At 70.5% G+C, this 9372-nt stretch carries 8 protein-coding genes and 1 pseudogene; 8 read left to right on the forward strand and 1 reads right to left on the reverse strand.

The window, feature by feature from the left end:
- The 4 genes and pseudogenes from FV229_RS28260 to FV229_RS22665 form a co-directional block, all read left to right on the forward strand.
- Positions 1-140 (forward strand): annotated as a pseudogene (locus tag FV229_RS28260) (sugar transporter); the annotation flags it as partial.
- Between the two features lie 728 nt (positions 141-868).
- The gene (locus FV229_RS22655; protein ID WP_147754128.1) at positions 869-1399 is read left to right on the forward strand and encodes a MucR family transcriptional regulator; all 531 of its coding nucleotides are present in this window, start codon (positions 869-871) and stop codon (positions 1397-1399) included.
- A gap of 197 nt (positions 1400-1596) precedes the next feature.
- A complete protein-coding gene (locus tag FV229_RS22660; RefSeq protein WP_147754122.1) occupies positions 1597-2433 on the forward strand; it encodes an alpha/beta hydrolase in 837 nt (278 codons plus the stop codon).
- A 143-nt stretch (positions 2434-2576) separates the two neighbouring features.
- On the forward strand, positions 2577-4070 hold the full coding sequence (locus FV229_RS22665) for a Do family serine endopeptidase (protein ID WP_147754123.1): 1494 nt from the start codon (positions 2577-2579) through the stop codon (positions 4068-4070).
- 80 nt (positions 4071-4150) lie between these two features.
- On the opposite strand, the gene FV229_RS22670 is transcribed toward FV229_RS22665, so the two are convergent.
- On the reverse strand, positions 4151-5728 hold the full coding sequence (locus tag FV229_RS22670; RefSeq protein ID WP_147754124.1) for an EAL domain-containing protein: 1578 nt from the start codon (positions 5726-5728) through the stop codon (positions 4151-4153).
- 273 nt (positions 5729-6001) lie between these two features.
- Here FV229_RS22670 and FV229_RS22675 point away from each other — a divergent pair, with 273 nt between their 5' ends.
- The 4 genes from FV229_RS22675 to FV229_RS27810 all read left to right on the forward strand — a co-directional run.
- On the forward strand, positions 6002-7315 hold the full coding sequence (locus FV229_RS22675) for a replication-associated recombination protein A (protein WP_147754125.1): 1314 nt from the start codon (positions 6002-6004) through the stop codon (positions 7313-7315).
- Positions 7312-7653, forward strand: a complete 342-nt coding sequence (locus FV229_RS22680) for a GlpM family protein (protein WP_246688296.1) — start codon at positions 7312-7314, stop codon at positions 7651-7653. The genes FV229_RS22675 and FV229_RS22680 overlap by 4 nt, the downstream gene beginning before the upstream one ends.
- Positions 7654-7724: 71 nt before the next feature.
- Positions 7725-8972, forward strand: coding sequence for an Hsp70 family protein (locus FV229_RS22685; protein ID WP_147754126.1), 1248 nt, complete (start codon positions 7725-7727; stop codon positions 8970-8972).
- A gap of 136 nt (positions 8973-9108) precedes the next feature.
- Positions 9109-9372: hypothetical protein (locus FV229_RS27810; protein ID WP_147754127.1), on the forward strand; the 264-nt coding region annotated here is incomplete at its 3' end.

A 9372-nucleotide genomic window follows, 5' to 3' on the forward strand; every position in this document is an offset into this window, starting at 1 on the left:
AGGCCTTCCGCATGCGCAACCGCGACCTCGTCTACGTCTCCAACGCCCCCTTCACCGAAGTCTCCAAGGTCGTCAGCGTCTTCTCCACCGTCGCAGGACCCGTCGCCTCCGCCGCATCCGTCTACGCCTACGCACGCTAGGCGCCGACCGGACCCGCGCCGCCGCCGAACGCCGCCGCATAGCCCTCGCCGTCGTCCCCAGGCGCCGAGGGCGAGCCCGGCCGAGGCGGCGCCGCGTCGGGGCGGCACTACCGGGTCGAATAGGATCGAGCTGCCGCTGCCGCGCGGACGCGCCGGCTTCGCCCCAGCAAGCCTTTTCCAGACTACCACGCTCCAATTTTAAGCCCGTCCGGTCGCTCCCCGGATGGCTTCGACGTGGATCCAAGCCCGATGCCGCTCCTGGGCCCGGGCCGTCCGTCGATTGGTCGGACTTAGACCGCGCAGCGCGCTCGCGAGATGTTCGGCGTGAAGATCGCGCCGTCTTTCGATCCGGACATCGTCGCACCGTGCAACTCCGCGTCGGGGGCGGACGCGGCAAAATGCATCCCAGGGCTACCTCATCGATACGGCGTTCGGCGTTCGGACACGCACAATCGATGCGCGCGCGACACCGGCAATTTATCCCAACAACGTTCGCTCAATAGGGCACAGACGGACAATTGCGCACAATTTAGTTCAATCCGGGCTACATTCCCGAACGTTTGTGCGCATCGCCGCGGCTCTTGATCAGAGGATAGCGCCGGAGTACCGCCGATCCCGGTGGATTTCCTCGGAAAACGGGCGAAAACCACGAAATAATCTTGCCCGCCACCAAAACTGAGCTTACGGTCGGCACTATCATTCGAACTCACAATGACGGACCGAACAACATGAGCGAACCAGACGTCGACAGGGCCCGTTTCATCACGTTGGCCGCGGATATCGTCTCCGCCTATGTCAGCAACAATCACGTCCAGAGCGTCGAACTGCCGAAGCTCCTGAGCGATGTGCACGAGGCGATCGTCGGCGTCTCGGGCGCCAACGGGCCGGTCGCCGAGGTCGGGCCACCCAAGGCGACCGCGCCGGAGATCCGCCGCTCGGTGACGCCGGATTACCTGATCAGCTTCGAGGACGGAAAGCAGTACAAGACCCTGCGCCGGCATCTCACCCTGCGCGGCCTGTCGCCCGAGCAGTATCGCGCCAAGTGGGGCCTCGCGCCCGACTATCCGATGACCTCGCAAAGCTATTCGGAGCAGCGCTCCGAACTCGCCCGCGCCCTGGGCCTCGGCCAGCAGCGCCGCAAGAACGTGGCGAAGTCCGCCGCGCCCGAGCCGGTGGTCACCGAGGAGGCGGCAGCCGAAAGCGAGGCCGACGCCCCCGCCAAGAAGCCCCGCGCCGCTCGGAAGAAGAAGGACGCCTGAGGCTCACACCGCTTCGGCAGGACTCTCCCGGACTTCCACGGCATCGAATGGCCGGAGGCGCGAGCGCGCCTCCGGCCATTCGGCGTCATGGGGTCCGCTCCCTCGGAACGTTCGACGCGGCCGGTTGCTTCCCGTCCGCGACGGGCGTCCCGGCATCGTTCGGCAGCCGCCGACGGATATCCGAGCAGGAGCGAGACATGGCCATCCGCGACACGGCCTTCATCCGGACCGGGGACGGCACCCGGCTCTACGTCAAGGATTGGGGCACCGGCCGGCCGGTGGTGCTGATCCACGGTTGGCCCCTCGACGCCGACATGTGGGAGCACCAGATGCCGGCGCTGGCCGAGGTCGGCTACCGGGTCGTCGCCTACGACCGACGCGGCTTCGGCCGGTCCGACCAGCCCTGGACCGGCTACGACTACGACACCTTCGCCGACGACCTGAAGGCGGTGCTCGACGGCCTCGACCTCCAGGACGTCGCCCTCGTCGGCTTCTCGATGGGCGGCGGCGAGATCGCGCGCTACATGTCCCGCCACGCGGGCGCACGGGTCACGAAAGCCGTGCTGGTCTCGGCGGTGACGCCCTACATGCTCAAGTCCGGCGACAACCCGGACGGCGTCGACGGCGGCGTCTTCCAGGGCATGGTCGACGGACTCCGGAAGGATCGCCCGGCCTTCCTCGCGAACTTCGCCAAGACCTTCTTCGGCGCCGGCGTGTTCCATTCTCCGGTCTCGGCCGAGACGATGACCTGGGCCGGAAACCTGGCGATGCTGGCCTCGCCCAAGGCGACGACGGCCTGCGTGACCGCCTTCGGCACCACCGACTTCCGGGGCGACATGGCGCATTTCAGGGTGCCGACCCTGGTGATCCACGGCGACGACGACCAGACCGTGCCGATCGACGTGTCGGGCAAAGTAGCCGCCGCCGCGATCCCCGGCGCCACGCTCGTGGTCTACGAGGGCGCGCCGCACGCGGTGCCGTTCACCCATGCCGAGCGGCTGAACGCCGACCTGCTGGCCTTTCTGAAGGGCTGAGCCGCGGTGCGCGGGCCGGCGGACCGGGCTCTCGCGCGCCGCATTCGACCGCGATAGACAGGCCGCGATCGCATGTCGGTCCGGGCCGTCCCACCGCGCGGACGGCCCGGCGCCCCGACGGCCTCGAGCGCCCGGAGTCCTGCATGCCCCATCCGTCTTCCCTCGCCGCCCTGGCCGTCGCGCTGATGCTGGCCGGCGGCCCCGCCGCCGCGCAGATGGCCAGGACGCCCGACAAGACGCCCGACAAGACCTCGGACGCGCCGCCGGCCCGGCTCGCGACGCCCGACAAGGCGGCGCCCGCAAGCAAGGGCGAGGTGCAGCTCTCCTTCGCCCCCGTCGTGAAGCGGGCGGCGCCCTCGGTGGTCAACGTCTACGCCTCGCACATCGACAAGCGGCCCAACGCCCGCACCAGCGCCATGGACGAGTTCATGCGCCGGTTCTTCGGCGCGGAAGGCGGGCGCGGGCAGGGCGGCTCCCCGGGCGAGCGGGCGCAGAAATCCCTCGGCTCGGGGGTGATCGTCGACGGGTCGGGCCTGATCATCACCAACAATCACGTCATCGACAACATGAACGAGGTCCGCGTCTCGCTGGCCGACCGGCGCGAGTTCGAGGCGACGATCGTGCTGCGCGATCCGCGCACCGACCTCGCGGTGATCCGCATCACCAACCCGGCCGGCGGCCTCGTCGCGATGCCGTTCGGTGATTCGGAAAGCCTCGAGGTCGGCGACTTCGTGATGGCGATCGGGAACCCGTTCGGCGTCGGCCAGACGGTGACGCAGGGCATCGTCTCCGCGCTGGCGCGCACCCAGGTCGGCTCGTCGGACTACCAGTTCTTCATCCAGACCGACGCCGCGATCAATCCGGGCAATTCCGGCGGCGCGCTCGTCGACCTGCGCGGGCACCTGGTCGGGATCAACACCGCGATCTACTCGCAGTCCGGCGGCAGCCACGGCATCGGCTTCGCGATCCCGGCGAGCATGGTGAAGGCCGTGGTCGAGACCGCCAAGAACGGCGCCACCACCGTGCGGCGGCCCTGGCTCGGGGCGCGCGTCCAGAGCGTGACGCCGGACATCGCCGAGAGCATGGGCCTCGACCACCCGACCGGCGTCCTCGTGGCGAGCCTGCAGGCCAAGAGCCCGGCCGACGAGGCCGGGCTGAAGCGCGGCGACCTGATCCTGACCGTCGACGGCCAAAACGTCGACGACCCGGAAGCCTTCGGCTACCGATTCGCGCTCAAGGGCATCACCGGGCAGACCAAGTTCGGCATCCTGCGCGGCACCAGCCGCAGCACCCTGCCGGTGAAGCTGGTGCCGGCGCCCGAGACGCGGCCGCGCGACGTGCTCAAGGTCCGCACCCGCTCGCCGTTCCTCGGCGCCACGCTGATCAACACCTCGCCCGCCGTGGCCGAGGAGATGCTGGTGGACTTCCCCGTCGATGGCGTCGCGGTGCAGGCCGTGGACGAGAACTCCATCGCGGCCCGTGCCGGCCTGCAGAAGGGCGACATGCTGGTCTCGATCAACGGCCAGCCGGTCTCCACGACGAAGGACGTCGAACGCGCCACCCGCACGGTCCAGAACGCCTGGGAGGTCGCGATCAACCGCAACGGCGAGGTGCTGACCTCGATGTTCGGCGGCTGAGAATCGGCAGGCCGGGCCGAAGCCCGGCCTTCATACCAAAATTCGGTCGATCCCTTCGGGATGGCGGATTTGGGCTTCGCTCAGGCGGCCTGGAGCGCGAGGGCCTTGGCCTGGATCTCCTCGACCGGCGCCCCGATCAGGGCGGTGATCGCCTCCTTCGGCATCGGCGCGCCGAACAGGTAGCCCTGGCCGTAATCGCAGCCCTGGTCCGACAGCCAGTCGACGCTGGCGTCGGTCTCGATCCCTTCGGCGGTGGTGACGAGCCCGAGGCTGGCGCCGAGCTTGATGATCGCGTCGACGAGCTTGGCCCGTTCCGCGCTCATGGTGATCGTGTCGACGTAGGTGCGGTCGATCTTGAGCTTGTCGAACTTCAGCTCGCGCAGGTGGTAGAGGCTTGAATAGCCCGTGCCGAAGTCGTCGAGGGCGATGCGCACGCCGAGGTTCTGCAGCGAGGTCAGGGTCGTGCGGGCCGCCTCCAGGTCCTGGACCAGAGCCGTCTCGGTGATCTCAACCTCCAGGCGACTCGGGGAGAAGCCGGTCTCGGTGAGGATCGCGAGGATGCGCTCGCACAGCCACCGGTCCTGGAACTGCTGCGGCGCGATGTTCACCGCGAGCTGGAAGTGGGACGGCCAGTCGCGGGCGTCGAGGCAGGCTTGGCGCAGGAGCTTCATGCTGAGCTCGGAGATCAGGCCGGTCTCCTCGGCGATCCCGATGAAGCTCGCCGGGGCGAGCAGGCCGCGGACCGGGTGACGCCAGCGCGCGAGCACCTCCACGCCGACCAGCGTCTTCTCCGGCAGCGTCACCACGGGCTGGTAGAACGGCTCGATCTCGCCGTTCGCGATCGCCTCGCGCAACTCGCTTTCGAGCTGCGCGCGGGCCTTGAGCTCGAGGTCCATCGCGCTCTTGAACACGCGGAACACGCCGCGGCCGTCCTTCTTGCCCTGGTACATGGCGAGGTCGGCGGCGTGCAGCACCACGTCGGCGTCGGCCTGGTCGGCCGAGATCAGGGCGATGCCGATGGTCGCGCCGACCTTCAGCTCGTTGCCCTGCCACTGGATCGGCGCGGCGATGGAGGCGATCACCGCCTGGGCGAGGCGGGACAGGCCGTCGCTGCCGCCGTCGAGCGGCACGAGCAGCGCGAACTCGTCGCCGCCGAGGCGGGCCGCGAGGCCGCCCTCGGGGGTCAGGGCGGACAGGCGCTCGGCCACCGCGCACAGCACGGCGTTGCCGGCCGCATGCCCGTAGATGTCGTTGACCGGCTTGAAGCGGTCGAGGTCGACCAGCAGCACGGCCTGCGTCGGGACCAGGCTCGCGGCCGCCCGGCGGCGCTCCAGCGTCTCCAGGAACAGGCGGCGGTTGGCGAGGCCGGTCAGCACGTCGTGGCGCGCCACCGCCTCGGCCTCGGCGGCGGTGATGTCGCGCTCGCGCATCGCCACCCGCAGGAGCAGGGATTTCCGCAGGCTCGCCGCGAACACGGCCAGGCCCATCAGGGCGACCAGCATGAACGCGTTCGAGAGGTCGTTGGCGTGGATGAAGGCGTTGAGGCTGGAGAAGACCTGGAACTGGATGCCGATGATCCACAGGCAGCCGCAGATCATCAGCAGGCACAGGGCCTCGTAGAGCTCTCCCTCTCCCCAGCTGCCGCGTTTCCGGATCATGCGTCGTCCCCCGTGAGCGGGCTCGACAGGACCACGGGTGGACTTAAGGGACTCTCACGCGGCACGGCCGCTCGCGGCGTCACCGTTGCTTTCGCTGCGACCGGACGAACACTTCGTCCGCGTGAGTTAACAGGGTGTTTTCCGAAACGAAGACGGTTGCGGCGATGGTGTCGCACGGGCTCCGCCCGGCCGGGTGGCCGGCGGCGCGCCTCCGTCGGCTTCTGCCGGGCGGCGCCTCTTGCCGAGCGTGGGCCGCAGGGTGTTGATGCGGGCATGCCCGACCTCTTCGAAACCGCCGGCCTCGACGCCTCGGCGCCCCGTCCGCTCGCCGACCGGCTCAGGCCGGGCACGCTCGCCGAGGTCGTCGGCCAGGACCACCTCACCGGCCCGGACGGGGCGCTGACGCGGCTGTTGCGCGGGAAAAGCTTCGGCTCGCTAGTGTTCTGGGGACCGCCGGGCACCGGCAAGACCACCGTGGCGCGCCTGCTCGCGCACGAGACCGACCTGCATTTCGAGCAGATCTCGGCGATCTTCTCCGGCGTGCCCGACCTGCGCAAGGTGTTCGAGGGGGCGCGCAAGCGCCGGGCGACGGGGCAGGGGACGCTGCTCTTCGTCGACGAGATCCACCGCTTCAACCGGGCGCAGCTCGACGCCTTCCTCCCCGTGATGGAAGACGGGACGGTGACGCTGGTCGGCGCGACGACGGAGAACCCGTCCTTCGAGCTGAACGCCGCCCTGCTGTCGCGCGCCCGGGTCCTGCTGTTCCGGGCGCTGGACGACGCGGCGATCGCCAAGCTGATCGCCCGGGCCGAGGACCTGACCGGCCAGGCGCTGCCGCTCACCGAGGAGGCGCGCGGCGTCCTGGTCCGCATGGCCGACGGCGACGGGCGCGCGGCCTTGACGCTGTGCGAGGAGATCTGGCGCTCGGCCAAGCCCGACGAGATCCTCGACGCGGAGGTGCTGCAGACCCTCGTCCAGCGCCGCGCGCCGATCTACGACAAGGCGCAGGAGGGCCACTACAACCTGATCAGCGCGCTGCATAAGACGGTGCGCGGCTCGGACCCGGACGCGGCCCTGTACTACCTGTGCCGGATGCTCGACGGCGGCGAGGACCGCCTGTTCATCGCCCGGCGCCTGGTGCGGATGGCGGTGGAGGATATCGGGCTCGCCGACCCGCAGGCCCTGGTGATCACGACGGCCGCCAAGGACGCGTTCGACTTCCTCGGCAGCCCCGAGGGCGAGCTCGCGCTGGCGCAGGCGGTGATCTACCTCGCCTGCGCCCCGAAATCGAACGCGGCCTACGAGGCCTACAAGGCGGCGACCCGCATCGCGAAGGAGCACGGCTCGCTGCCGCCGCCGCGCACCATCCTCAACGGCTCGACCAAGCTCATGAAGCGGCTCGGCTACGGCGAGGGCTACCGCTACGACCACGACGAACCGGAGGCGTTCTCCGGCCAGGACTACTGGCCGGAACGGCTCGGCCGCCAGCACCTCTACGCGCCGACCGACCGCGGCATGGAAAGCCGCTACCGCGACCGGCTCGCGCATTGGGAAGAGCTGCGCCGGGAACGGCGCGGGGAGGGGTGAGCGGCGCCGTGGACGTCCTGCTCAAAGGCGTGGCCGGCGGCCTCGTGACGATGGCGATCGTGCTGGCGTCGCGTCGCGGCAACGTCCTGCCCGGCATCCTGCCGTTGGCGCCGACCTTCGCGATCATCGCCCTGCTGGCGGTCGGCGCGAAGGGCGAGGCCGGCGCCTTCCGCGAGACCTGCCTGGCGGGCTTTCGCACGATTCCTGCTTACCTGGTCTTCCTCGCGGTGGCGTGGTGGTTCGGCGGATCCTTCGACTACCGCCTGGCGCTCCTCGGCGGGCTCTGCGCCTGGCTCGTGGTCGCGCTCGCGCTGTTCCTCGGGCCGCGCTGGCTCTGAAGCGCTGGACCCCGCGCCCGCCAGCCTGTAGGGCAGCCGCCCCCACGAACACCGGCGAAAGACGACACTTGATGGCGGCCTGCGGCCTCGATTTCGGCACTTCGAACACGACGCTCGGACACCGCGCCCCGGCGGGTCCGCGCCTCGTTCCCCTGGAGGGGCGCCACCTCACCATCCCGAGCGCGATCTTCTTCGAGCCGAACCGCGCCGCGGTGATCGGGCGGGCGGCGACGGAGGCCTACGTCGAGGGAACGCCGGGCCGGATGATGCGCAGCCTCAAGTCGGTGCTGGGCTCGGGGCTGATCGACGAGACGACGCCGGTGGGCCGCGAGCGCGTGCGCTTCCGCGACGTGATCGGGCGCTACCTCGGCGCGGTGAAGGCGCGGGCCGAGGCCGCCGCCGGCGAGACCTTCGACACCGTGGTGCACGGGCGTCCGGTGCACTTCGTCGACGGCGACGCGGCGGGCGACCGCCGGGCCGAGGACACCCTGCGCGAGATCGCGCAAAGCATCGGCTTCCGCCACGTCTCGTTCCAGTACGAGCCGATCGCGGCAGCGCTCGACCACGAGCAGAGCGTCCGGCGCGAGGAGATCGCGCTGATCGCCGACATCGGCGGCGGCACCTCCGACTTCTCGATCGTGCGCCTCTCGCCCGAGCGTCACGCCAAGGCGGAGCGAGCCGACGACATCCTCGCCAACGACGGCGTGCGCATCGGCGGCACCGACTTCGACCGCTTCCTCAGCCTCGGCACGGTGATGCCGCTGCTCGGCCTCGGCAGCCCGATGAAGCGGGCCGAGCTGCTGGTGCCGAACGCCTACTTCCACGACCTCGCCACCTGGTCGAGCATCAACCGGCTCTACAACCCCAAGACCCTGCGCGAGATCGCCGAGATCATCCGCGACGGCGCGCGGCCGGACCTCGTCGAGCGGCTGCGCACGGTGGTCGAGCTGGAGCGCGGGCATTCGCTGGCCATCGCCGTCGAGGGCGCCAAGATCGCCGCCTCGAACGACGGCGCCTCGGACGTCGACCTCGACTGGGTCGAGCCCGGGCTCGCCGCCCCCGTGGACCGGACCGCCCTCGTCGCCCACACCGACACCCTGGCGACGCGGATCTCCGAGCGGGTCGGGCGCTGCCTCGCCCAGGCGGGCCTCACCGCCGACCGGATCGATTCGCTGTTCCTCACCGGCGGCTCCACCGGCCTGCCGCATGTCCGCCAGGGACTCACCGCCTGCCTGCCGGGCGCCCGCGTGGTGGAAGGCGACACCTTCGGCTCGGTCGGCATCGGGCTTACCCTCGAGGCGATCCGCCGGTCGGCGTGAGGGCGAAGGCATCGGGCCCCGAGGGCTGCCGACCGACGGATCCCCGACGGTGCCGAACGGCAGGATGACCCGACGCCGGCCTGCCGTGCGGGCGGCGCGAATTGTCGCCGGTGCGGGCGGGTGTTAACGCGCTTGCATGACAGGCAATCCACCACGCGGCGGCAAGGGTTCGGGCAAGGGTCCGGGGACGGGCTTTGGCAAGGGTTCGGGCAAGGGTCCGGGGACGGGCTTTGGCAAAGGCGCAGGCAAGAGCGTCGGCAAGGGCTCCGGCCGGCCGCCCTCGCCGAAATCCGCCGAGGGCAAGGCTGCGGCGAGCAAGGGCGCGAGCCGCGGCCCCCGCTCCGGCGCGCCCGGAAAAACCCGGTTCGGCCGTCCGGAGCGGGCCGGCACCGGCCCGCGC

Source organism: Methylobacterium sp. WL120 (genome assembly GCF_008039465.1).
GTDB lineage: Bacteria > Pseudomonadota > Alphaproteobacteria > Rhizobiales > Beijerinckiaceae > Methylobacterium > Methylobacterium cerastii.

Excerpts from the sequence above, each read along its gene's own strand:
- FV229_RS22670 (WP_147754124.1), bottom strand. The coding sequence starts at position 5,728 with ATGATCCGGAAACGCGGCAGCTGGGGAGAGGGAGAGCTCTACGAGGCC.
- FV229_RS22685 (WP_147754126.1), top strand. The coding sequence starts at position 7,725 with ATGGCGGCCTGCGGCCTCGATTTCGGCACTTCGAACACGACGCTCGGA.
- FV229_RS22665 (WP_147754123.1), top strand. The coding sequence starts at position 2,577 with ATGCCCCATCCGTCTTCCCTCGCCGCCCTGGCCGTCGCGCTGATGCTG.
- FV229_RS22660 (WP_147754122.1), top strand. The coding sequence starts at position 1,597 with ATGGCCATCCGCGACACGGCCTTCATCCGGACCGGGGACGGCACCCGG.
- FV229_RS22655 (WP_147754128.1), top strand. The coding sequence starts at position 869 with ATGAGCGAACCAGACGTCGACAGGGCCCGTTTCATCACGTTGGCCGCG.
- FV229_RS22675 (WP_147754125.1), top strand. The coding sequence starts at position 6,002 with ATGCCCGACCTCTTCGAAACCGCCGGCCTCGACGCCTCGGCGCCCCGT.